This window comes from Leifsonia aquatica (assembly GCF_014190775.1).
GTDB lineage: Bacteria > Actinomycetota > Actinomycetes > Actinomycetales > Microbacteriaceae > Leifsonia > Leifsonia aquatica.
Genome location: NZ_JACHVP010000003.1, coordinates 235,008 through 258,256, shown reverse-complemented (window position 1 = coordinate 258,256; position 23,249 = coordinate 235,008). Strand labels below are relative to the sequence as shown.

The following is a 23,249-nucleotide window of genomic DNA, read 5'->3' as shown; positions in this document are numbered from 1 at the left end:
GAGACGACATGACTGCAGACGGACGAACGATCGCATTCCTGGTGGGACCCGAGGGCATCGAGCAGGCGGAGTTGACCGAGCCGTGGAAGGCGGTGGCCGACGCGGGAGGCACTCCGCGGCTGATCTCGAAGGATTCGGGCGAGGTGCAGGCGTTCGAGCACCTGACGCCGGCCGACCGCTTCCCGGTGGACGTGACGCTGGATGCGGCGTCGGCCGACGACTTCGACGCGCTGGTGCTGCCGGGCGGCGTCGCGAACGGCGACCAGGTGCGCACGTTCCCCGGAGCGGTGAAGCTGGTGCAGGAGTTCGCGGCCGCGGGCAAGCCGATCGCGGTGATCTGCCACGGCGGCTGGGTGCTGGTGGAGGCGGGCGTCGTCGACGGCCGCCGGCTCACGAGCTGGCCGAGCCTCCAGACCGACTACCGCAACGCCGGAGCGACCTGGGTGGACGAGGAGGTCGTGGTCGACGACGGACCGTTCACCCTGATCTCGTCGCGCAAGCCCGACGACCTGCCCGCGTTCAACCGGGAGCTGCTCGCGGCGCTGGGGTAGGCCAGGAACGCCGGCCGCGCTCAGCGCGCGACGGTGCGGAACCCCGTGTTCGCCATGGACGAGTCCGGGGTGTTCGACGAGCGCGCCGCGTTGCGGTACCGGTTGCAGTAGGAGTCGTGGCAGAGGAACGATCCGCCGCGCATGACGCGCTGAGCCCCGTGCTCCGGCCCGCGGGGGTCGGAGCCGGGCGACACCGCGTAGTAGCCGGGGTCGTACCAGTCGGCGACCCACTCCCACACGTTGCCCACGGTCTGCCACAGTCCGTACGCGTTGGGTTCGAACGTGTGGACGGGGGCGGTCGCAAGGTAGCCGTCGGCAGTCGTATTCCGGTCGGGGAATGCCCCCTGCCAGATGTTCGCACGCCAGCCTCCCGGCTCCTCCTCGACGCCGCCGCGCTCGTCGCCCCACGGGTAGCGCGCGCTCTCGAGGCCGCCGCGGGAGGCGGCCTCCCACTCGGCCTCGGTGGGGAGTCGCCGGTCGGCCCACTCGCAGTAGGCAACGGCGTCGTTCCAGCTCAGGTGGACGGCGGGGTGGTCGTCCATGCCATCGATTCCGGAATGACGGCCACCCGGATGCCGCCAGTCCGCGCCGGCGACGCCGAGCCACCACGGGGTCTGGGGAGGCTGTCCGAGTACGTCCGCATCGTCGGCCGCGAGCGCGAGGTGGAAGACGGCGGAGTAGCCGAACGTCTCGGCCTCGGTGCGGTAGCCCGTCGCGTCGACGAAGGCGGCGAACGCGGCGTTGGTGACGCTCGTGGTGTCGATGGTGAAGGCCTCGAGCGTCACCGCGTGCAGCGGCGTCTCGCCGTCGTGCCAGCGGTCGTCGCCGTGGGCGTCGCCCATCGTGAACGTCTGGGCAGGGATGCTCGCCTGAGCGATCGGATGACGGCCCGGCGCGGCCGCCGGAGTCGGAACGGACTCCGCCCGAACGCCCAGGAACAGATCGGCGCGGGAGGGGGCGCAGCAGTCGTGCGAGTCCGTCATGCGCTCATTCTGTCGCGGATCGGGCCGCGTGCCGAGCCTTCGTGAGTGTTTCCTGGCAATGGGATGCATCGGGGTTGCGGGCCCGACGGAGGCGCGGGAACGTGGCTGGCTCCTGGAGACATCGAACGGAAGGAGAGCACATGCTCACCCTCACTGAGAACGCCAGCACGATCGTCAAGACCCTTACCGACCAGTCGCCGGCCGACGACGCGGGACTGCGCATCAGCAGCAGCAACCCGGAGCACACGGCCTTCGCGGCCGCCGTGTCGGAGACACCCGACCCCGCCGACCAGATCGTGGACGCGGGAGGTGCGCGCCTCTTCCTCGAAGAGGGAGCCGCCGCAGCGCTCGACGACAAGGTGCTCGACGCCCAGGTCGACGAGCAGGGCTCGGTCAGCTTCGCCATCGGCGCGCTGGCCTAGAGCCGCCCAGAACGCGAAAAGTGCGCCGTCTCGATGCGAGACGGCGCACTTTTCGCGTTGTCGGCGAGCTACGCGGGCTGCGCGCTCGACTCGGACTCCGACTCGGCCTCCGCGGCGGCGCCGCGGAACTGGGTCATGTAGAGGTCGTAGTACGCGCCGCGACGCTCGAGGAGCGTCGCGTGATCGCCCTGCTCCACGATGCTGCCGTTCTCCATCACCAGGATGGTGTCGGCATCCCGGATCGTGGAGAGGCGGTGCGCGATCACGAACGACGTGCGGTCGGTGCGGAGCGCCGCCATCGCGTGCTGCACGAGCAGCTCGGTGCGGGTGTCGACCGACGAGGTCGCCTCGTCCAGGATCAGCAGCGAGGGGTTCGCGATGAACGCCCGCGCGATCGTGATCAGCTGCCGCTCGCCGGCCGAGACGTTGCCGCCGTCGGACTCGATGACCGTGTCGTAGCCGTCGGGCAGCTGGCGCACGAAGCGGTCGACCATGGTGGCCTTGGCGGCCTCCACGACCTCCTCATCGGTCGCGTCGAGGCGGCCGTACCGGATGTTCTCGCGGATGCTGCCCGAGAACAGCCAGGCGTCTTGCAGCACCATCCCGACCTGACCGCGCAGCTCCGACCGCGAGAGGTCGGTGGTATCGATGCCGTCGAGGCGGATGGCCCCGCCGTTCAGCTCATAGAACCGCATGATGAGGTTGACCAGCGTGGTCTTGCCCGCTCCGGTCGGCCCCACGATCGCGACCGTCTGACCCGGCTTCACCGAGAGGCTGAGGTCCTGGATGAGCGGCGTCTCGGGGTCGTACGAGAACTCCACGTCGTCGAGCTCCACCCGTCCGTCGGCGCGCTCCGGGAGGTGCTGCGTCTCGTGGTCGGGGGTCTGCTCCTCCGCGTCCAGGAACTCGAAGGTGCGCTCGGCCGAGGCGACGCCCGACTGCAGCATGTTGGCCATGCCGGCGATCTGCCCGATCGGCTGCGAGAACTCGCGCGAGTACTGGATGAACGCGGTCGCATCGCCGATCGTCATCTGGCCCGACACCACGCGGAGCGCGCCGACGACGGCGATCAGCACGTACGACAGGTACGAGACGAAGTTCATCGCCGGCATGATCATGCCCGAGACGAACTGCGCACCGACCATCGAGCGGTACAGCTTCTGGTTGCGGCCGTCGAACTCCTCCAGCATCACGCCGTCGCGACCGAAGGCGCGCACCAGGTCGAGACCCGAGTACGACTCCTCGATATGACCGTTCAGGTTGCCGGTCGAGGCCCACTGCTGCTTGAACAGCTTCTGCGACCGGCTGCCGATCACGCCGGCGATGACGCCGGACAGCGGGATGGAGATGAGCGCGATCAGCGCGAGCTGCCACGACACGATGAACATCATGATGCCGATTCCGACGACCATCAGGACCGACTGGATCAGCTGCGAGAACGCCTGCTGCAGCGCGGTCTGGATGTTGTCGACGTCGTTCGTCACGCGCGACATCAGATCGCCGCGCTGGCGGGCGTCGAAGTAGCGCAGCGGGATGCGGTTGAGCTTCGTCTCAATGTCGCGGCGCAAGCCGTAGACCACCCGCATGACGAGGGCGTTCAGGATGTAGCCCTGCCACCACTGCAGGAGCGACGCCACGATGTACATCGCGAGCACGATCATCAGCAGCCGGCCGAGCTGGACGAAGTCGATCCCGGTGCCCGGGATCAGCGTGCCCTTGTCGTCGATCGTCCCGACGGCGCCGGAGAAGATCACGTCGGTCGCCTGACCGAGGATCCGGGGCGCGATCACGACGAGCGCGACCGAGATCACGACGAGCAGGGTGACCCAGGTCATCCCGACCCACTCCGCGCCGAGCAGCCCGAGGAGGCGCTTGAACGACGGCCAGAAGTTCTCGGCCTTGCGCGCCGGGGCGTCGCCGAACATGTCGCCGTCCGACTCCCCCGGCGTGTACTCGTAGTCGACCTCTTCGAGGGTCGCCTCGACGGCGCTCTCGCGGGCGGCGCGGTCGGCCTCGGTCGCGCCGGCGGCGCCGCGCTTCGTCTTCTTGTCGCGTGCCATCTCAGGCCACCTCCAGGCTCAGCTGGGACTCGACGATCTCGCGATACGTCTCGCTCGTCTCGAACAGCTCGTCGTGGGTGCCGCGGGCGACGACCCGGCCGTCGTCGAGGACGACGATCGAGTCGGCTTCGCGGATGGTCGAGACGCGCTGGGCGACGACGATGACCGTCGCATCGCCGGTCGACTCCGCCAGCGCGGCGCGCAGGCGGGCGTCGGTCGCCACGTCGAGAGCCGAGAACGAGTCGTCGAAGAGGAACACCCTCGGCTGGGCGACGAGCGCGCGGGCGATGCAGAGCCGCTGCCGCTGACCTCCCGACACGTTCGTGCCGCCCTGGGAGATCCGCTCGTCGAGGCGGTGCTCCTTGGCGCGCACGAAGTCCTCGGCCTGGGCGATGCGCAGCGCCTCCCACAGCTGCTCGTCCGTGGCGTCCGGACGCCCGAAGCGGAGGTTGCTGGCGATCGTGCCCGAGAACAGGTACGGCCGCTGCGGCACGAGCCCGAGCTGGCCGGCCAGCTGCTGCCGGCTGAGGGCGTCGACGGCCACGCCGCCGATGCGCACGTGCCCGGTCTGCGGCGTGAACAGGTTGGCGATCACCGAGACCAGAGTGCTCTTGCCCGACCCGGTCGAGCCGACGATGGCGGTGATCTTCCCGGGCTCGGCGGTGAACGACACGTCGCTCAGCACCGGCTTCTCGGCACCGGGATAGCCGAAGGTCACGCCCTCGATCTCCACGCGGCCGTCGGCGGGGAGCTCGGCGGCATGCGCGCCCTGCCCCTGCGACGGGACGGCGCTGAGCACCTCGTCGATGCGCTCCGCGCAGACGATCGCACGCGGGATCATCATCGCCATGAAGACGCCCATCATGACCGCGGTGAGGATCTGCAGCAGGTATTGCAGGAAGGCCGTGAGCGCGCCGATCTGGATGTCGCCCGCACCGACCCGGTGCCCGCCGAACCACAGCACGGCGGCGGTGGCGGCGTTGAGGATCAGCATGATGAGCGGGAACATCAGCACGAAGATGTTGCCGACCCGGACCGAGACGCGGGTCAGGGCCAGGTTGGCCTCGTCGTAGCGCAGGCTCTCGAACTTCTCGCGGACGAACGCGCGGATCACGCGGATGCCGACGATCTGCTCGCGGATGACGCCGTTCACTCCGTCGATGCGCTCCTGCATCTGGCGGAACAGCGGCAGCAGCAGCCACACCAGGAGGCCGACCACCACGAACAGGATGGCCACCGAGACCCAGATGAGCCACGAGAGCCCCGCATCCACCTGCACGGCCAGGATGATGCCGGCGATGCACATGATCGGCGTCGACACCATGAAGTTGAGCGTGAGCAGCACGAGCATCTGCACCTGCTGCACGTCGTTCGTGTTGCGGGTGATCAGCGTCGGCATGCCCCAGCGGGCCAGGTCGAGCGAGGGGAGGGAGTCCACCTTGCGGTAGAAGTCGCGGCGGATGTCGCGGCCGACCGACATCGACGCGCGGGCGCCGAAGTAGGTGGCGGCGATGGCCGCGACGACCTGCACGAAGCAGACCATGAGCATCATCCCGCCGGTCGACCAGATGAATCCGGTGTCGCCGGTGACGATGCCCTTGTCGATGATGTCTTTGTTGAGGGTCGGGAGGTAGAGGGCCGCGAGGGTCGCGATCAATTGGAGGATCACGACCGCGAGGGCCGACCGCCAATAGGGACGACCGAACCGCAGAGCCATTCGGAGAAGAGTCACGAGAATTCCTGTGTGTCGCAGTGCTGGTGAGGTGCCGGGAGGCTGGAGCACAAGTGCCCCAGTCAAACACGACGCCGGAAGGCCGCCGCTATGACGTCGCTGTCTGAGTGATCTCGAACACCGATTACGGTAGCGCGGGCCTCCGACTTACGTGTCCGGAGGAGTGGACTCTCCCGACGCTATGCGGACTTGCGGTCATGTCGTGACCGCAATCCGGCGCCGGGCGAGGTGTGTCAGGCGGGCGAGTAGTGCAGGTGCAGCACGCCGTTGTCGTAGGCCTCGGAGTGCCGCAGGCGCAGCTTCGCCGGTGCCGAGCCGTCGGGGAAGAGTCGCGCACCGGTGCCGAGCACGACCGGGTAGACGAAGAGGTGGAGCGAGTCGACCAGTCCGTCGGTGAGCAGCGCGCGCACGAGGGTTCCGCTGCCGCTGATGTAGAGGCCGCCGGAGACGCTGTCCTTGTACTCGCGGATGCGGCCGGCGTCGTAGGCGCCGAGCGACCGCGAGTTGCCCCACGCGGCCTCGGTGGCCGCGTCGTCGAGCGTGCTGCTGACGACGGCCTTCGTGGAGTCGTTGAAGAACGGGGCGCCGGGGTCGTCGGCCGCGGTGCGCGTCGACCACGCCGGGGCGAACATCTCGAAGGTGCGCCGGCCGAGCAGGATGGCGTCGGCCGAGCGCGTGATGCGGCCGATGTCGTCGCCCATCGCGGGGTCGAAGCCGTACTCGGCGGTCCAGCTCGGATCCTGGAAGACCCCGTCGAGCGAGACGAACTCGTGCACTGCGATGGTCCCCATGGCTTCCCCTTCCGACCGGCCGACAGGCAGGGCCGTCCGCTGCCGAACAGCTTAGGACAGGACGCCGCCGGACGTCAGGCCCGGGGCATCCATACGTCAGAGCGCGCCCGGCAGGCGGTCGAGGCAGTCGTTCCAGCCGCGGACGTGTTCGCCGGCGGCCTCCCCGTCCGCGAACCCGTCGTGCCGCACGGTGACGCGCGTGCCGTCGCCGTCCGGGGTGAGCGCGATGGTGACGCGCGTCTCGAGGTCCTCGCCGTCCCAGCGCCAGGTGGCGGAGAGCCCGTGTCCGGGGTCGACGGCGGTCACCGTGCCGGTCACGGCCATCGCCGCCGGACCGGACGCGATGCGGAGCGGACCGCCCTCGCGCGCATCCAGCTCGACGACGGTCTCGAAGCGCGGCGGCCAGAACCAGGTCGCGAGCTCGGCGGGGTCGGTGAGCGCACGCCAGACACGCTCGGGAGGGGCCGGGATGCGCCGGTCGACGGTGAGACCGCTCATGCCGACCATGCTCGACCGGATGCGACCCCGCGTCTAGGCCGCGCGTGCGATCAGCGCGAGCGGCGCAGGACCGCGTGGCGGATGAGCGGGGTGATGAGCGTCACCGCGAGGAACACGATCGAGCCGCCGAGGATCGCGTCGACCGGAGGCGTGTCCCGGCTCACCTGGACCACGCCGGAGATCACGCCGGCCGGCGCCGCGACCACGGCGCTGATCCAGAACTCGCGCCAGTACGGGTTGCGCTCGGTGCGCGAGAGGTGGGACGGGTCGGCGACGACCGGGACGTCGTCCACGGGATCGCGGCGGAGCTGGGCGGGAGTCGGGTCGGCGTCCATGGGGGTCCTTCTCGTCGGGTACTGGCCCACTATCGGCACGGCGGAGCAGCGCGTTAGGCGCCCCGGGTACGCGAAACGCCGTTCCGGTACGAGCGGAACGGCGTTTCGCGGTGAGTCAGGCCTCGGGTTCGGTGGGCGGCGCGACGTTCGCGCCTCCGGCACCCGGTCCGACGGCACCCCCGCCTCCGCTCCCGCTTCCCGCACCGGCGCCGGCGGTCACCCGGCCGCCGCGCTGCTCGGCCTCGAGGCGTTCCGCCTCCTCGCCGCTGATGGCCTCACCGCGGGCCACGAGCCCGGCCTGGTCCGACAGCGGGATCTGCTTGAGGAAGAGGGCGAGGATGAGCGCGACCGCGATGAACGGCACGAGGTACCAGAACACCGGGGCGAGCGCGTCCGCGTAGGCGTTCACGACGCCGGTGTGCACGGCCTCCGGAAGCTTGTTCAGCGCCTCCGGGCTCAGCGTCGCCGTCGCGCCGGCCGCGTCGGACGGCGAGGCTCCGGCCCGAGTGAAGACGTCCTTCAGGTTCTCGCCCAGGCGGGTGGTGAACAGCGTGCCGAAAACGGCGGTGCCGAGCGCCGCGCCGACCTCGCGGAAGTAGTTGTTCGTGGAGGTCGCGGTGCCGATCTGCGCGGCCGGGACCGCGTTCTGCACCACGAGCACGACCACCTGCATGATCAGGCCGAGCCCGGCGCCGAAGATGAACAGGTAGACGCAGATGAGCCAGATCGGGGTGGAGGCGGCCAGCGTCGTCATGCAGACCATGGCGATACCGGTGATGATCGTGCCGAGGATCGGGTACAGCTTGTACTTGCCGGTCTTGGTGATCGCCATGCCCGACACGATCGAGGTGCCGATCAGGCCGACCATCATCGGGATCATCAGCAGGCCGGAGGCGGCGGCCGAGGTGCCCGACGACATCTGCAGGAAGGTCGGCACGAAGCCGATGGCCGCGAACATCCCGATGCCGAGCGCGAGGCCGATGGCGGTCGCGTTGATGAAGATCGGGTTCTTGAACAGGCTGAGCGGGATGATCGGGTCCTTGGCGCGCGCCTCGGCGATCACGAACGCGACGGCCGCGAGGAGCATCCCGATGCCCCACGCCCAGGTCGCGAACGAGCCCCAGCCGTGGTCCTTGTCGCCGCCGAAGTCGGTGAAGAAGATGAGGCAGGTCGTCGCGATCGACAGGAAGAGGATGCCGAGGATGTCGATCGGGTTGGTGGCGCGCTTGCTCGGCAGGGTCAGCGCGAAGAGGGCGATGACGAGCGCGGCGATGCCGACCGGGATGTTGATGTAGAACGCCCACTGCCAGGTCAGGTGGTCGACGAAGAAGCCGCCGAGCAGCGGACCGGCGACGGCGGAGAGGCCGAAGATGGCGCCGAGCGGGCCGAGGTACTTGCCGCGCTCGTTGGCGGGCACGATGTCGGCGATGATCGCCTGCGACAGGATCATCAGACCGCCGCCGCCGAGACCCTGCATGGCGCGGAACACCACGAAGGTCCAGAAGTCGCCTGCGAACGCGCAGCCGATGGAGGCCGCGGTGAAGATCGCGATGGCGATGATGAACAGCCACCGGCGGCCCAGCACGTCGCCGAGCTTGCCGTAGACCGGCATCACGATGGTGGTGGCGAGGATGTACGCGGTGGTGATCCACACCTGGTGCTCGACGCCGCCGAGGTCGCCGACGATGGTCGGCATGGCGGTGGAGACGATCGTCTGGTCGAGGCTGCTGAGCAGCATCCCGGCGATCAGTGCGCTGAAGATGATCCAGATGCGCCGCTTGGTCAGCAGCAGTGGCGCAGGCGCGATGGCGGTCATGGGGTCCGTTCGTTCTCGGGTGGTGCGGGGTGGGATGCGGGTGGTGCCGTGAGGCGTGATCAGGGGGCGGGCGTCAGGCGAGCGTCAGGCGAAGAGCTCGCGGACGGCGTCGATGCGGCGGCGGATGATGGCCGGGAGGTCGTCCGAGCCCTCGGGCCGGAAGAACTCCTCGGCGCTGGCCCGGAGCAGTCCGCCGGCGAGCTGGACCGCGGCGGCGGCGCGCAGGTCGCCCGACGGGAGCCCTTCGCGGCGCTCGACGAGCAGGATGTCCTCCCGCTCGCCCTCGCCTGCCATCTTCAGCATGTGCGCGGCGAGGCGCGGCTCGCGATCGACGGCCTTGATGAGGTCGTGGATGTCGGCGACGGTCAGGCCGCCGTAATCCCAGCGCGCGAGGTTGAGGGCGATCAGGTCGTCGAGGAGGTGCTCGATGCCCCGCGGGCCCTCGGCGAGGAACCGCTCGGCGGCTCCGGACTCGTCGAGATCGACGGGGATGCCGATGACCGCGTTCTCTTTGGACGCGTAGTAGTTGAAGAGGGTGCGGCGGGAGACGCCGACCTCCTCGCAGAGCTCCTCGACCGTGAACCCGGCGAGCCCGCGCTCGATGGTCAGCCGACGGGCCGCCTCGCGCAGACCGCGGGCGGTCTCCTCTTTGCGACGCTCTCGCGTCGACCTTGCACTCTCGCTCACGAAGTGCAATCTTGCACCCTCTAGCTGAAAGTGCAATGTGAGCGGGAGTGCCCTGCGGCTAGTGCGAGAACGCGGTCTTCGGGATGCGGCTGGGGTCGCCGGTGCGCAGCTCGGCGCACACCGCGCGCACGTCGGCGACGAGGTCGTCGCCGAGCTCGGCGCTGAAGCCGTCGCGGACCACGACGCGCAGCACCGCGACATCCTCCGCGTTCGCCGGCATCGTGTACGCCGGCACCTGCCAGCCGCGGGCGCGCAGCTCGTGCGAGACCTGGAACACGGTGAACGGCGCGTCCTCCTTCACCTCGAACGCGATGACGGGGATGGCCGTGCCGTCGGTGAGCACCCGGAGGTCCTCCTCCTTCGCCAGCCCGGTGGAGATGCGCACCGCTGTGTCGCGCAGGGCGCTCATGATCGCGGTGAAACCTCCCCGGCCCAGCCGCACGAAGTTGTAGTACTGGCCGATGACCTGGTTGCCGGGGCGGGAGAAGTTGAGGGTGAAGGTCGGCATCTCGCCGCCGAGGTAGTTGACGTTGAACACCAGCTCGGGCGGCAGGTGGTCGGGCGAGCGCCAGACCACGAAGCCGATGCCGGGATAGGTCAGCCCGTACTTGTGACCGCTCACGTTGATCGAGACCACGCGCGGCAGGCGGAAGTCCCACTCCAGGTCCGGGTGCAGGAACGGCACGACGAAGCCGCCGCTGGCCGCATCCACGTGCACGGGGACGTCCGGCCCGCCCGAGTCGGCGAGGGTGTCGAGCACCTGGCAGATCTCGGCGATCGGCTCCAGCTCGCCCGTGAAGGTCGTGCCCAGGATGCCGACGACGCCGATCGTGTCCTCGTCGACCGCATCCCGCACTTGCTCGGGCGTGATGACGTAGCGCCCCTTCTCCATGGGGAGATAGCGGGGCTCCACCTCGAAGTAGCGGCAGAACTTCTCCCACACGACCTGCACGTTGGAGCCGAGGACGAGGTTCGGCGTGCCCCCGGAGGTCAGCCCGCGCCGGGCGCGCCAGCGCCACTTGAGCGCGAGGCCGGCGAGCATGACCGCTTCGCTCGAGCCGACGGTGGAAGCGCCGGTCGGCTCCCCGGGCTCGGCGTGGAAGAGGTCGGAGACGATGGAGACGCACCGGCGCTCGATGGCGGCCGTGGACGGGTACTCGTCCTTGTCGATCATGTTCTTGTCGAACGACTCCGCCATCAGGATCTCGGCCTGCGGCTCCATCCACGTCGTGACGAAGGTGGCGAGGTTCAGGCGGGAGCTGCCGTCGAGCAGGAGCTCGTCGTGGATGAGGCGGTAGACGCCGTCCGGATCGGTGGGCTCGGCGGGGAGCCGGTCGGGCGGGCTCTGCCGCGACAGCCTCCCGGTGTACGCCGGTGTGATGGAGCCTTCGGGGACGAATCGTTGAGGCGTCATGGGGCCGATGCTAACGGCGGCGCCCGGGCGCGGCAACGCACGGGACGAGGGCAGCGACCGCGCCGGGAAACACGAAGCGCCCCGCCAGACGAATCGGACGGGGCGCTTCGGGGAGGCTCAGAGAGCGCGGATGTTGGAGGCCTGCGGGCCCTTGTTGCCCTGCGTCACCTCGAACTCGACCTTCTGGTTCTCTTCGAGGTTGCGGAAGCCGTTGCCCGTGATCTCGCTGTAGTGAGCGAACACGTCGGCCGAGCCGTCGTCCGGGGCGATGAAGCCGAAGCCCTTTTCGGAGTTGAACCACTTGACGGTGCCAGTTGCCATCGTTTTTTCTTCTTTCAATCTGCGATGACCGACGCCGCCGGAACCGTTCCGGAGCTGCTTACGGAAAGCGCGATGTCCAGGATACGCGAAAAGCCGGTTTTACGCCTTGGTTCTGTCGAAGAGAAGTCGCGATGTTGCGCCGGCGATGAGCGCTCCCACGATCGGGGCGACGATCGAGAGCCACAGCTGGCCGAGTGCGGTGGGCCCTCCGTAGATCGCCGTCGCGATGGAACGGGCCGGGTTGAACGACGCGTTCGACACCGGGATGGTGATGAGCGCGAGCAGCGTCAGCGTGAGGCCGATCGCGAGCGGGCCGAAGCCGTCGGCCGCGCGGGAGCTGGTCACGCCGAGGATCACGTAGACGAACACGGCCGTCGTGATGATCTCGATCAGCAGCGACGAGATGAGCGGGAATCCGCCCGGCGAGAGCTCTCCCCAGCCGGTGGAGGCGAAGCCGCCCTTCTGCGCTGCGGCGAGGAAGCCGTCCGGTGCGCCCGCCGCGATGGCGACGAGGAGGGAGGTGGCGATGATGCCGCCGACGATCTGGGCGACGATGTAGGAGACGACGTCCTTCCAGCCGAAACGGCCGGCGATCGCCAGGCCGAGGGTGACGGCCGGGTTGAAGTGGCCGCCCGAGACCGGTCCGAACGCGTAGGCCGAGACGACGACGCTGAGGCCGAGCGCGAGCGCGACGCCGAGGAACCCGACGTTCAGCCCGCCGTCGCCTCCGCTGAAACCGGCCGCGTAGATCGCGGTGCCGATGACGCCGAAGACGAGGACGAAGGTGCCGGCGACCTCGGCGGCGAGGCGCGCGCCGAGCGTCGGTGCGACGGGAGCGGTGGGCGCCGCCGAGACGGTGGCGGGAGGGACGGTTTCGGACATGGCTCTCCTTGGCGGGTGTGATCTCGAGACGATCGGGAGGAGACTCCCACGGTCAACGTAGCGAACGCACCGGGAACGCGCAGCGAATATGACGGAGCGTCACGGGCTGATGGTGGCCGCTGGGCCAGCCGGACTCGGGCTCAGGACCGGCTGACGATCACGTAGCGCTCGTCGTCGACCGGACCACCCCAGAGCCGCTCGTCCGCGGAGAGCGACCGGACATCCGCGTGCGTGCGGTGGCGGAGCACGGCGGCCCGGCACTCCTCCGCCGTCAGCCCGGCCCCGGTCGACCACGAGCCCTCGATCAGGATGAGCCGACCTCCCGGACGGAGCAGGGCGACCCAGCGCGCCAGCACGGCGTCAGGATCGGCGAACGACCAGAGCACGTGGCGCGACAGGACCGCGTCGAACGAGGCGGCCGGGAGCGGTGGATCGGCCGCGTCCCCGTGCACGAAGTCGACGTCGACCCCGGCGGCGGCAGCCTTGCCGCGAGCGATCCCGAGCATCCGGGTGGAGATGTCGAGGCCGGTCACGGCGAGGCCGGCTGCGGCGACGAGGAGCGAGAGACTCCCGGTGCCGCATCCCAGATCGCACACGCGTGCCGGGGGCTCCGGGAGGAGCGGGGTGAGGAGGCTCCGCCAGGCTTCCCGCACGTCCGGATCGCGCAGGCCGTGGTCGGCGGCCTCGTCGAAGGCGTCGGCGTGGTCGTCCCAGAGCTCCTCGGCGTCCGTGGCCATAGCGCGAGTATTCCACTCTCCGCGCTCGACGGCTCACCGCCACCGATAAAGTGTGACGCGAGCCGTCCGGCTCGCGAGACGAGGCGGAGGGAGCCCCGTGAGTTCGGAACAGCAGGAGCAGGTCCAGCAGGAGCCGCGCGGCGCGGAGCACACGGCCGAGTCGGGCTGGCGGCGGTTCTGGAACCGCGGCGGCTGGTGGAAGGCGCTGCTCGTCATCGCCGTCTACTACGGCCTCTACCAGCTCGCGGGCTGGCTGATCGGCCTGGCGTTCGGCGGCCTGATCGACCCGCACGACATCTTCGCGAACGGCGTCAGCACGTTCATCGCGGTGGGCGCGCCGATCGTGGTCGGCAGCATCCTGCTCGTCGTCTTCGCGCTCTCGCTCGGCTGGCTGAAGGAGCTGTTCGGCCCCCAGCCGATCCGGGGTTCGTGGTGGATGTGGATCGGCGTCGGCGTCGTGATCCTGTTCAACGTCCTGCGCTTCGTCAGCGCGGACTACCCCGGCTGGAATGCGGGAGCGGTCGCCGCCGTGCTGATCTCCGGGCTGTTCATCGGCTTCGCCGAAGAAGTGGTGACCCGCGGTTTCGCCGTCAACCTGCTGCGCCGCGGCGGCTACGGCGAGCGCAGCGTGATGCTGCTGTCCTCCCTGCTCTTCGCCGCCATGCACTCGGGCAACATCCTCAGCGGCCAGAGCCCCCTCGCCGTGGGATTCACGGTGGTCTACACGTTCGCGTTCGGCCTGGTGATGTACACGGCCCTGCGGGTGACCGGCAACCTGATCTGGCCCATCCTGCTGCACGCCTCCACCGACCCGAGCCTCTTCCTGCTCACCGGCGGGATCGATGCCACGGGCGGCTCCCTCCACCCGGGTCCGCTCGCGGGGATCGCCGGTCTCGGCAACATCGTCGTCATGATCGTCGCGCTCGTCCCGCTGATCTTCGTGCGCGGTCGCGTCGACCGCGAGGCCGCGTACGGACTGAAGCCGCCCGCGACGACGCTGTCCTGAGCGTCAGCCGACGGGTGCGGGGCGGGTCGTGCCGCGGACGCGTAACCGCGGGTCGGTGCAGAACCGCCTCGGTTCCGTCCGCCCGTCCAGCCGCTCCAGCAGCATGGTCGCCGCGGTGCGCCCCATCTCGTCTCCGCGCTGATCGACCGTCGTGAGGTCGAGCAGCGGATGCCGGGCGATGTCGATGTCGTCGTAGCCGGCGACCGAGACGTCCGCGGCGGTGAGCCCGCGCTCGGCGACGGCGCGAAGCACCCCGAGGGCGAGGGTGTCGTTGGCCGCGAAGATCGCGGTCGGCCGGTCGGCGCCGTCGAGCAAGCGAAGCGCGGCGGCGTGCGCGCTCTCCTCCGACGCCTCCGACTGCGTGACCTGCGGCTCAGCGCCGGCGGTGCGCATCGCGGCGGCGTACGTGACCAGCCGCAGCGAGTGCGGGTCCACCCGCTGCTCGTCCTCGGCCGCGTACGCGCGGGTCAGGTGGGCGATGCGTCGGTGCCCGAGGCCCAGGAGGTGGTCGACCACGAGCCGCGCGCCCGCCCTGTCATCGCCGGCGACGGTGTCGAACCGCTCCGAGTACTGGTGCCCGCCGAGTTGCACGAGCGGGACGTGGCGCGCGAGCCGGTCGAGCCGCTCGGGATCGGAGGGCGGCGCGATCGCGACGATTCCCGCGACCTGACGGTCGAGGAGGCTCTCCACCGCGTGCATCGACGACGCGAACTCCGAGGGCGCCAGGATGACGTCGAACCCGGTGCCGTCGAGCGCGGCCACGGCGCCGCGGACCACCGTCGTGAGGAACTCGTTGCCGAGCTGCGGCACGGTGATGCCGAAGGTCGTCGTCGTCCCGCGCATCGCCCGCGCCGCCGTCCGCGGCCGGTAGTCGAGTCGCTCGATCGCCGCTCCGACGCGCTCGCGCATCCCGTCGCTCACACCGTAGGCGCCGCGGATGACCTTGGAGACCGCCGCCGGGGAGACGCCGGCCTCGCGGGCGACGTCGGCGAGGGTGGCGGCGCGCAGTGACGCGGGGCGCGACCCGTCGGTCATGGTCGAGCTCCCTTCGCCGTCGGCGCGGCCGTGTGCGCGGCCGCCGTGGCGAATCTAGCGGAGATCGCGGCTGCCCGTATATCGATTGACGGGGTCGGAGCCGCTCGGTAACGTGGGGCGGACATCCGTGTGTATATCGATCTACAGCCGTCGTGCGCCCCGAGGAGACACCGTGTCCGCATCCCACCCCGTCCGCATCACCGAGGTCAGGGTCGACCGGCGACGGGATGCCGCGCTCGCGAGCGTCCCGGACCCGCAGCTCGGCTGGCTCGTCGAGTCCGACCTCCCGGACTGGTGGCAGCGGAGCGTCGAGCTGCGCTTCGGCGACCGGACCGCGACCCTCGAGACCGCGGAGTCGTCGTTCGTCGAGTGGCCGTTCGCTCCGCTCGCCCCGCACGAGTCCGGCGAGCTGAGCGTGCGCGTCACCGGCGTCGACGGGAGCACCTCCGAGTGGAGCGCCCCGCTCGCCGTGCGCGCCGTCTTCCTCGCGGCGGGCGAGTGGACCGCGCCCACCATCGCCTTGGCCGACCCCGCGGCACCGGCGCAGCCCGTCTCCCTGCGGCACGAGTTCTCTCTCGACCGCCCGGTCTCCCGGGCCCTCCTGTACGCCGCCGCCGAAGGCGTCTACCAGGTGTCGATCAACGGCCGGGACGTGGACGACGCCGTGCTCAAGCCCGGCTGGACCGTCTACCAGGAGCGCCGCATCCACGAGTCCACCGACGTCACCGGCCTGCTCTCTCCTGGCCGCAACGCGATCGGGGTCCGCCTCGCCGGCGGCTGGTGGACCGAGGAGTTCGGCTTCGCCGGCCAGGGGAAGCGGTTCTACGGCGACCAGCCGGCGGTGACGCTCTTCGTCCGCGTCGAGTACGCGGACGGCACCGTCGAGACCATCGAGACGGGCGAGCAGTGGCGCGCCACCGGCGACGGGCCCATCGTCTCCTCCAGCCTCTACCAAGGAGAGACGGTCGACACCCGCCGCGCCGCCCCCGGCTGGGACGCACCCGGCTTCGACGATGCGGGCTGGGCCCCGGTGCGCACCTCCCCGACGACGGTGATCCCGGAGGCCGAGCGCGCCGAGCCCGTGCGCCGCACGCAGCTGCTCCCCGTCGTCGAGGTGCTGACCACGCCGTCGGGCGCGACCGTGCTCGACTTCGGTCAGAACCTCGTCGGCCGCCTGCGCCTGCGCGTCTCCGGCCGGGCGGGGCAGACGATCACCCTGCGTCACGCCGAGGTCCTGGAGCACGGCGAGCTCGCCCTCCGCCCGCTGCGCTTCGCCGCCGCGACCGACACGTTCGTGCTCTCCGGCGCGGGCGAGCAGACGCTCGAACCCGAGTTCACCTTCCACGGCTTCCGCTACGCGCAGGTCGACGGCTGGGACGACCCCGACCCGGCCGCCGTCAGCGCCGTCGTGCTCGGCAGCGACCTGCGGCGCACGGGCTGGCTCGAGACCTCCGACCCGCTGATCGACCGCCTGCACGAGAACGCCGTCTGGGGGATGCGCGGCAACTTCCTCTCCCTGCCGACCGACTGCCCGCAGCGGGACGAGCGCCTCGGCTGGACCGGCGACGCCCAGGTCTTCGCCCCCTCCGCCTCCTTCCTCTACGACAGCGACGCCTTCCTCGCCTCGTGGTTGCGGGATGTCGCCGTCGAGCAGCGCGGCAACGGCGGCGTGTGCCCGTACGTGGTGCCGAACGTGCTCGGCGAGTGGGGCGCCGCCCCGGCCGCCGGGTGGGGCGACGCCGCCACCGTCGTCCCCGCCACCCTCTTCGAGCGCTTCGGCGACCGCCGCGCGCTCGCCGACCAGTTCCTGCAGATGGCCGCCTGGTGCGACGCCATCCTGTCGCGCACGGACGACGCCGGCCTCTGGCGGGCGCCCTTCCAGTTCGGCGACTGGCTCGACCCGGCCGCACCGCCGGACCGGCCGATGGATGCGCGCACCGACCCGGACCTCGTCGCGAACGCCTACCTCGTCCGTTCGCTCGACCTCACGGCGAGCGCGGCACGCACCCTCGGCGACGAGGAGGCCGCCTCGCGCTATGCGACGCACGCCGCCGACACCCGGATCGCGTTCGACCGCGAGTACCTGCGCGACAGCGACCGTCTGGCCTCCGACGCCCCCGCCGCGTACGCCCTCGCCCTCGCGTTCGACCTCGACGGCGGCCGCCCCGAGCGCCGTGCGGCCTTCGGCGACCGTCTGGCCGAGCTCGTCGCGGAGGGCGGCCACCGCGTCCCCACCGGCTTCCTCGGCACTCCCGTGCTGCTCGACGCCCTCACTGCCACGGGCCACGTGGACGACGCGCTGCGCCTCCTGTTCCAGACCGAGAACCCGTCCTGGCTCTACCAGGTGCTCCTCGGCGCGACCACCGTCTGGGAGCGCTGGGACTCCCTCCTCCCCGACGGCACGGTCAACCCCGGCGAGATGACCAGCTACAACCACTACGCGCTCGGCAGCATCGTGGACTGGATGCACCGCTCCCTCGGCGGCCTCGCCCCGGCCTCCCCCGGCTACCGCACCATCCGGATCGATCCGGCGGGCTACGCGGGCTTCGACCGGGTGCGCTGCGCCCACGAGACCCCGTACGGCCTCGCCGAGGTGGCGTGGACCCGCGAGGGCGACCGCGTCGAGCTCTCCGCGATCGTGCCGGCCAACTCCCGCGCCGAGGTGCACCTGCCCGGCGGGCCCTCGCCCGTGACCGTCGGCTCGGGCACCCACACCTGGACGTTCACCGTCCCCGCGCCCGCCGCCTCCGCCGAGAGGTGACTTGTTGCGGGTAAAACCCCCGCCTCACCCGCAACAAGTCACCTCTCGCGAGCGGTTATCCCCAGAACCCCTGGTGGGAGGCGGCGGCCTCCTCCTCGAGGTGCGGGCCCGAGACCTCGATGACGCGGCTCCCCGCGGCCAGCACGGTGCGCGAGGGGAGGGCGAGCGTCGGGTTGTCCGCGTGGTCGCCGGTCATCGCGTAGAGGGCCTCCTCGGGCAGCGCGTAGACCACGCGGCCGATGCCCGACCAGTAGATCGCGCCCGAGCACATCGCGCACGGCTCGCACGAGGTGTACAGCGTGTAGCCCGGCAGCTCGTCGCCCGGGATGGCGCGGCCGGCCAGGCGCACGAGGTTCGTCTCGGCGTGCCCCGTGATGTCCTTCTCCGTGTTGACCGTGTTCTCCGCCTCCAGCGCGACCGACCCGTCGGGGGCGACCAGGATGGCGCCGAACGGGTGGTTGCCGTGGCTGCGGGCCGCATCGGCGACGGCGATGGCGCGGCGGAGATGCTCGAGATCGGCGGAGATGTCAGTCATGCTGCGAGCCTACCGAGCGCTCTCGCGCCGGGCCCCCACGAACGCAGCGCCCCGGGAACGAAGAAAGCCCCGGCGAACCGGGGCTTCTCCTACTGTCTCAACCAGTGTGCGCCACGAGGGATTCGAACCCCCAACCTTCTGATCCGTAGTCAGATGCTCTATCCGTTGAGCTAGTGGCGCATGACCGTCACGCTCTCGCGCGGGCCGGATTAGAGCTTACATGACCGCATCCAAGACCGCCAATTGGCGGCGGAGCGCGACCTGCCGGTACGAGGTCTCGATCAGTTCACCGATCTCGGTCCACTGGTCGGCGTCGTCGGGCCATGCGCGGTCGATGTCGATCCCGAGCCACCCACTGGCGCCCCAGTACTTGGGGATGAAGACGCGCGCGTCCTGCCGGAGCGCCGGATCCTCGGCCGGATCCGGCTTGAAGACCACGGAGTCGCTGCGGTCCATCATGGCGCCGACGAGGGCGAAGACGCGGCCCTTCTCCCCCGCCTTGAACGCCGGGCGGCCGTGCGTGAGGATTTCGACGGCCTCCGGGAGGTGGAGGCTGCGGGCGCGCACCCGGGCGACCAGCTCGTCGCCCGGCTCGAACAGCAGCGGGTGCTCCATCAGGCGAACACCTCGTCGAGGAAGCAGACCAGCGCGCGCCAGCTGCGGGCGTCGGCGACCGGCCGGTAGCTGTCGCGGCCCGGGATGGTGAACGCGTGCGGCGCTCCCGAGTAGGTCGTCACCTGCCAGTCCACGTGTGGGGCGCCGCGCAACTCGTCCTGGAAAGTCGCGACCGCCGAGTCGGGCACGACCGGGTCGTCCCCGCCCGTGAGCACCAGCAGGGAGGCGGCGATCGCGGCGGCGTCGGAGGGGTCGTGGGCGATGAGGCCGCCGTGGAACGAGACGACGCCGCGCGCCGGCGCTCCGGTGCGGGCGAACTCGAGCGCGGCGGTGCCGCCGAAGCAGTAGCCGATCACGGCGAGGCGGGCGGGGTCGACGGCGGGATGCTGCTGCAGCCAGCTGAACCCGGCCGCGACCCGGGCGCGCAGCAGCGCGAGATCGCGGTAGTAGGTGCCGGCGACCTCCCGGGCGGCATCGCCCTCCGGCCGCACGTCGGCGCCGTAGAGGTCGGCGGCGAACGCGACGTAGCCGCTGCGCGCGAGCATCTGGGCGCGCATCCGCACGTTGTCGCCGACGCCGTGCCAGTCGTGGAGCACCAGCACGGCGGGCCGTCGCTCGTCGGCCTGCGCGTCGCGGGCGAGGTAGCCCTCGAGCGGCAGCCCTTCGTGGTCGTACGCGATCGTCTCGGTCTCGATGACGGAGCGTTCGCCGACGGGCACCTGGGCGAGCAGCCGCTCGTGCGCGGGCGAGAGAGCAGTCGGCTGGGTGGTCGAACGGGCGGTCGGGCGGGCGAGCGTCACGGGATGTTCTCCATCAGGTCGCGTCGTCGCGGGCGACGGACGTCGCCTGCGGCCTGGCCTGCTGTGACTCGGTCGCGGACTGCGCGCGGAACCCCGGTGCGGGTCGGGTCCCACATCGACACCCTACCTCGGTCGCCCCGGGCGCGCGACGGGCGGCCCACGCGGAGGCGACGGTCGTACCATGGGCGCATGGTCACCCAGTTCAGCAACGAGACGGACGCCAGCCGGTACGCGATGCACATGGACGGCGAGCTCGTCGGTGTGCTCGATTACCGCGTCCTGGGCGGGTCGATCTCGCTGACCCGATCGTTCACCGTCCCGGCGAAGCGCGGCAACGGATACGCAGCCCAGCTCGTCGAGTACGCGGTCGACGACATCGCGCACACGGGCGGACTGACCATCGTTCCGATGTGCTGGTACGTCGCCCAATGGTTCGACGACCACCCCGAGCGCGCCGGCCTGCTGCAGCAGCGCAGCGCGGGCTGAGCGCGACGATGGCGGACAGACGAGCGGTCCTGGTCTCGCGGTTCGGCGACTCCACCTCCCTGGTGCTGGCGGAGCAGTCGCTCCGCCCTCCCCGCGGCAACGAGGTCGTCGTGCGGGTGACGCACGCCTCCGTCGGCACGACCGACGTGCTCGCGCGCCGCGGCGGCTACGTCTTCCAGCCGCTCCCCGGATTCACGCCCGGCTACGACTTCGTCGGCGTCCTGGAGACGGAGTCGGCCGTCTCGGTCGCCCTCGGCCTCCGCACCGGTGCGCGGGTCGCCGGCGTGCTGCCCCGGATGGGTTCGCACGCGACCCGGCTCGTGCTGTCGCCGACCTTCCTCGTCGCCGTGCCGGACGGTCTCGACTCCGCCGCCGCGGCGACCGCCCCGCTCGACGCCGTCACCGCCGGTCTCGCACTGCGCATGACGGGCGATGCCCGGCGCGTGCTCGTGCAGGGCGCCTCCGGAGCCGTCGGATCGATCGCCGTGCAGCTCGCGACGCAGGAGGGCCGTACGGTCGTCGGCACCGCGTCCTCGCGCACCCGCGCCTTCGCGGAGGGGTTCGGCATCCCCGTCGTCGACTACCGCGGGGCCGACTGGATGGGGCAGGCGCGCCGCGCGGCGGGCGGCCCCTTCGACGCCGCCATCGACCACACCGGCGCACCCCAGGTGCGCCAGACGCTCGCACCGGACGGCATCCTCGTGCACACCGCCTTCGCCGGCCGCGCCGGACACGAACGCGCCGACTCCCTGCGCGGCTCCGCGGAGGCGGCCGGGCGGCGGCGCGGGCATCCCCGCGAGCGCGTCTGCAGTGTCCCGTACTTCGTGCTCACGAAGCGGCCGCAGTACCGCGCCCTGCTGGGCGGCCTGCTCGCCGCGATCGACGACGGGCGGCTCCGGGTCGCCGCGCCGGAGGTCTTCGCGTTCGACGACCTGTGGGAGGCGGACCGCGCGGCGGAGCGGATCGAGCCCGGGCGGAAGGTCGTGCTCGCGGTCTGAGCCCACCCGCGGCCGTATGGGAGTGGAAGGACCACCCCCATACGGGCATTCGGGTAAGCCACCGGTCCGTTCGAGACGCCCCCTAGCGCGCACTGCACGAACCGGCTGACCCCTCCAGGGTAACGGTGGAGTAGACGGTGCAGTCAACCTGAGATGCCCTCTCGTCACCGCTGGGCCTGCTGGATATGCTGTGCCGCATGAGCACGAAGAGCCGCCAGGGGCCGCATCCGGAGACCACTCTCGAGATCCGCGATCACCGCGGGCTGTGGGGCGCGCTGGCCGGCCTGATCACGGCCGTCCTGATCGCGTACCCGCTGTCGGCCAGCATCGCGTTCGCGACGCACCCCGCCACGCAGCGCTTGTTCGGCGGACGGCTGGAGTCGGCGTCGCAGTTCGGCTTCCAGGCGTTCTGGTGGGTGCTCGCGCTCGCCTGCCTGGCGCTGCCGTTCATCGTCGGGTACGGGATCGCGAAGCTCTCGGTGCGTACCCTCACGGTCATCGGTGCGGTCGTGGTGATCCTGCTGATCCTGCTCGTCGTGCTCGGGCAGCTGTTCGCCTTCTGAGCCTCCCGAGCCTTCCGAGCGCGCCGAGGCGGCGGATTGTCCGCCGCCTCGGCGTGATTCGTGCCGCTTTTCGCCGTGGCGGACCGCGGGAGGCTAGCCGAGCGTGCCGTGGATGGCGAACTCGTCGATCGCGGCGAGCTCGGCGTCGGTGAGCGGGGCGCCGGCGAGCGCGCCGACGTTCTGCTCGAGCTGGGCGACGCTGCTCGCGCCGATGATCGCCGAGGCGACGGTGCGGCGGCGCAGCACCCACTGGAGGGCGAGCTGCGCGAGGCTCTGGCCGCGACCGGCCGCGATCTCGTTGAGTCCGCGGGCGCGCTCCAGGTAGGTCTCCGTGATGTCGGACTCGTGCAGGAACACGCTCGTGAGCGCGCGCGAGCCCTCGGGCACGCCGTTCAGGTAGCGGTCGGTCAGCATCCCCTGCGCCAGCGGCGAGAAGACGATCGCGGCGGCGCCGACCTCGTCCACGGCATCCAGCACGCCCTGCTCGACCGTGCGGTCGAACATCGAGTAGCGCGGCTGGTGGAGCAGCAGCGGAGTGCCCGCGGCGGCGAGCAGCCCGGCCGCCTCCACCGTGCGCTCGGGGCCGTAGTTCGAGATCGCGGGGTAGAGCGACTTGCCGCTCGTCACGGCGGTCACCAGCGCGCCCATGCTCTCCTCGAGCGGCGTGTCGGTGTCCGGACGGTGGTGGTAGAAGACGTCGACGTAGTCGAGGCCGAGCCGCTTCAACGACTGGTCGAGGGACGACAGGAGGTACTTGCGCGAGCCCCCATCGCCGTACGGGCCGGGCCACATCTCGTAACCGGCCTTGGTGGAGACGACGATCTCGTCGCGGTAGGCCTTGAGGTCGGTGGCGAGGATGCGGCCGAAGACCTCCTCGGCGGCACCGGGAGGCGGGCCGTAGTTGTTGGCGAGGTCGAAGTGGGTGATGCCCAGGTCGAAGGCGCGCAGCACGATGGCGCGCTGCACCTCATAGGCGCGGGCGTGCCCGAAGTTCTGCCAGAGGCCGAGCGAGAGCTCGGGGAGCACGAGGCCGCTCCGTCCGGCTCGGCGGTACGGGATGCGGTCGTAGCGGTTCGGGTCGGCGAGATGAGTCACTCCCACAACCTAGCAACTTCGCGGGACCGGTCCCACCGTGCTTTTCCGGCGCCAGCGTCGCCACGACATTCGTGCTGAATGTCGAGAAGGCGCGCACCATTCGCGACATTCGTGCCGAATGTGCGG

24 protein-coding genes and 1 tRNA gene are annotated in these 23,249 nt (G+C 70.8%); 7 read left to right on the top strand and 18 right to left on the bottom strand.

Annotation, left to right across the window (positions count from 1 at the left end):
- Positions 1 to 8: 8 nt before the first annotated feature.
- Positions 9 to 551, top strand: a complete 543-nt coding sequence (locus FHX33_RS14535) for a type 1 glutamine amidotransferase domain-containing protein (protein ID WP_021758331.1) — start codon at positions 9 to 11, stop codon at positions 549 to 551.
- A 20-nt stretch (positions 552 to 571) separates the two neighbouring features.
- Here the strand turns inward: FHX33_RS14535 and FHX33_RS14530 are convergent, their stop codons facing one another.
- Entirely contained in the window at positions 572 to 1,534 is a 963-nt protein-coding gene (locus FHX33_RS14530) for a formylglycine-generating enzyme family protein (RefSeq protein WP_021758330.1), read from the bottom strand.
- 140 nt (positions 1,535 to 1,674) lie between these two features.
- On the opposite strand from FHX33_RS14530, the gene FHX33_RS14525 reads away from it, so the two are divergent.
- Positions 1,675 to 1,956 carry a hypothetical protein gene (locus FHX33_RS14525; RefSeq protein WP_021758329.1) on the top strand — a complete coding sequence of 94 codons (282 nt, stop codon included), beginning with the start codon at positions 1,675 to 1,677 and terminating at the stop codon, positions 1,954 to 1,956.
- Positions 1,957 to 2,024: 68 nt separating this feature from the next.
- On the opposite strand, the gene FHX33_RS14520 is transcribed toward FHX33_RS14525, so the two are convergent.
- The 11 genes from FHX33_RS14520 to FHX33_RS14470 all read right to left on the bottom strand — a co-directional run bounded on the left by FHX33_RS14520 (position 2,025) and on the right by FHX33_RS14470 (position 13,229).
- Positions 2,025 to 4,016, bottom strand: coding sequence for an ABC transporter ATP-binding protein (locus tag FHX33_RS14520; RefSeq protein WP_021758328.1), 1,992 nt, complete (start codon positions 4,014 to 4,016; stop codon positions 2,025 to 2,027).
- A gap of 1 nt (position 4,017) precedes the next feature.
- Positions 4,018 to 5,748, bottom strand: a complete 1,731-nt coding sequence (locus tag FHX33_RS14515; protein WP_039921187.1) for an ABC transporter ATP-binding protein — start codon at positions 5,746 to 5,748, stop codon at positions 4,018 to 4,020.
- A 233-nt stretch (positions 5,749 to 5,981) separates the two neighbouring features.
- A complete protein-coding gene (locus FHX33_RS14510; protein WP_021758326.1) occupies positions 5,982 to 6,539 on the bottom strand; it encodes a dihydrofolate reductase family protein in 558 nt (185 codons plus the stop codon).
- Positions 6,540 to 6,635: 96 nt separating this feature from the next.
- Positions 6,636 to 7,037, bottom strand: a complete 402-nt coding sequence (locus FHX33_RS14505; protein WP_039921192.1) for an SRPBCC family protein — start codon at positions 7,035 to 7,037, stop codon at positions 6,636 to 6,638.
- 50 nt (positions 7,038 to 7,087) lie between these two features.
- A complete protein-coding gene (locus FHX33_RS14500) occupies positions 7,088 to 7,372 on the bottom strand; it encodes a hypothetical protein (RefSeq protein ID WP_021758324.1) in 285 nt (94 codons plus the stop codon).
- A 115-nt stretch (positions 7,373 to 7,487) separates the two neighbouring features.
- Positions 7,488 to 9,188, bottom strand: a complete 1,701-nt coding sequence (locus FHX33_RS14495; protein WP_246397396.1) for an MDR family MFS transporter — start codon at positions 9,186 to 9,188, stop codon at positions 7,488 to 7,490.
- A gap of 84 nt (positions 9,189 to 9,272) precedes the next feature.
- Positions 9,273 to 9,875 (bottom strand): TetR family transcriptional regulator, encoded by a 603-nt coding sequence (locus FHX33_RS14490; RefSeq protein WP_183428657.1) that lies wholly within the window; start codon positions 9,873 to 9,875, stop codon positions 9,273 to 9,275.
- A 58-nt stretch (positions 9,876 to 9,933) separates the two neighbouring features.
- On the bottom strand, positions 9,934 to 11,289 hold the full coding sequence (gene gad / locus FHX33_RS21715) for a glutamate decarboxylase (RefSeq protein ID WP_021760781.1): 1,356 nt from the start codon (positions 11,287 to 11,289) through the stop codon (positions 9,934 to 9,936).
- Between the two features lie 117 nt (positions 11,290 to 11,406).
- On the bottom strand, positions 11,407 to 11,610 hold the full coding sequence (cspE, locus tag FHX33_RS14480) for a transcription antiterminator/RNA stability regulator CspE (RefSeq protein ID WP_021760779.1): 204 nt from the start codon (positions 11,608 to 11,610) through the stop codon (positions 11,407 to 11,409).
- Positions 11,611 to 11,709: 99 nt separating this feature from the next.
- A complete protein-coding gene (gene aqpZ / locus FHX33_RS14475; protein WP_021760777.1) occupies positions 11,710 to 12,492 on the bottom strand; it encodes an aquaporin Z in 783 nt (260 codons plus the stop codon).
- 140 nt (positions 12,493 to 12,632) lie between these two features.
- Positions 12,633 to 13,229, bottom strand: a complete 597-nt coding sequence (locus tag FHX33_RS14470) for a class I SAM-dependent methyltransferase (RefSeq protein WP_021760775.1) — start codon at positions 13,227 to 13,229, stop codon at positions 12,633 to 12,635.
- 97 nt (positions 13,230 to 13,326) lie between these two features.
- On the opposite strand from FHX33_RS14470, the gene FHX33_RS22190 reads away from it, so the two are divergent.
- Positions 13,327 to 14,235 (top strand): CPBP family intramembrane glutamic endopeptidase, encoded by a 909-nt coding sequence (locus FHX33_RS22190; protein ID WP_021760773.1) that lies wholly within the window; start codon positions 13,327 to 13,329, stop codon positions 14,233 to 14,235.
- 3 nt (positions 14,236 to 14,238) lie between these two features.
- Here the strand turns inward: FHX33_RS22190 and FHX33_RS14460 are convergent, their stop codons facing one another.
- A complete protein-coding gene (locus FHX33_RS14460; protein WP_183428656.1) occupies positions 14,239 to 15,270 on the bottom strand; it encodes a LacI family DNA-binding transcriptional regulator in 1,032 nt (343 codons plus the stop codon).
- Positions 15,271 to 15,442: 172 nt separating this feature from the next.
- Between FHX33_RS14460 and FHX33_RS14455 the strand changes: the two genes are divergently transcribed.
- Complete coding sequence (locus tag FHX33_RS14455) at positions 15,443 to 18,031, top strand: family 78 glycoside hydrolase catalytic domain (RefSeq protein WP_183428655.1); 2,589 nt, start codon at positions 15,443 to 15,445, stop codon at positions 18,029 to 18,031.
- A gap of 55 nt (positions 18,032 to 18,086) precedes the next feature.
- Here the strand turns inward: FHX33_RS14455 and FHX33_RS14450 are convergent, their stop codons facing one another.
- The 4 genes from FHX33_RS14450 to FHX33_RS14435 form a co-directional block, all read right to left on the bottom strand.
- Positions 18,087 to 18,566: a nucleoside deaminase gene (locus FHX33_RS14450; protein WP_021764871.1), complete on the bottom strand. Its 480-nt coding sequence runs from the start codon at positions 18,564 to 18,566 to the stop codon at positions 18,087 to 18,089.
- A gap of 107 nt (positions 18,567 to 18,673) precedes the next feature.
- Positions 18,674 to 18,746: transfer RNA gene (locus FHX33_RS14445), tRNA-Arg, on the bottom strand.
- Positions 18,747 to 18,782: 36 nt separating this feature from the next.
- On the bottom strand, positions 18,783 to 19,181 hold the full coding sequence (locus FHX33_RS14440) for an MmcQ/YjbR family DNA-binding protein (protein ID WP_021764872.1): 399 nt from the start codon (positions 19,179 to 19,181) through the stop codon (positions 18,783 to 18,785).
- Positions 19,181 to 19,981 carry a dienelactone hydrolase family protein gene (locus tag FHX33_RS14435; RefSeq protein WP_183428654.1) on the bottom strand — a complete coding sequence of 267 codons (801 nt, stop codon included), beginning with the start codon at positions 19,979 to 19,981 and terminating at the stop codon, positions 19,181 to 19,183. The genes FHX33_RS14440 and FHX33_RS14435 overlap by 1 nt, the downstream gene beginning before the upstream one ends.
- Positions 19,982 to 20,170: 189 nt before the next feature.
- On the opposite strand from FHX33_RS14435, the gene FHX33_RS14430 reads away from it, so the two are divergent.
- The 3 genes from FHX33_RS14430 to FHX33_RS14420 all read left to right on the top strand — a co-directional run bounded on the left by FHX33_RS14430 (position 20,171) and on the right by FHX33_RS14420 (position 22,028).
- Positions 20,171 to 20,467, top strand: coding sequence for a GNAT family N-acetyltransferase (locus FHX33_RS14430; protein WP_021765299.1), 297 nt, complete (start codon positions 20,171 to 20,173; stop codon positions 20,465 to 20,467).
- A gap of 8 nt (positions 20,468 to 20,475) precedes the next feature.
- On the top strand, positions 20,476 to 21,465 hold the full coding sequence (locus tag FHX33_RS14425) for a quinone oxidoreductase family protein (RefSeq protein ID WP_246397392.1): 990 nt from the start codon (positions 20,476 to 20,478) through the stop codon (positions 21,463 to 21,465).
- Positions 21,466 to 21,662: 197 nt separating this feature from the next.
- A complete protein-coding gene (locus tag FHX33_RS14420; RefSeq protein WP_039922054.1) occupies positions 21,663 to 22,028 on the top strand; it encodes a hypothetical protein in 366 nt (121 codons plus the stop codon).
- 93 nt (positions 22,029 to 22,121) lie between these two features.
- On the opposite strand, the gene FHX33_RS14415 is transcribed toward FHX33_RS14420, so the two are convergent.
- A complete protein-coding gene (locus FHX33_RS14415) occupies positions 22,122 to 23,123 on the bottom strand; it encodes an aldo/keto reductase (protein ID WP_021762819.1) in 1,002 nt (333 codons plus the stop codon).
- Positions 23,124 to 23,249 lie beyond the last annotated feature (126 nt).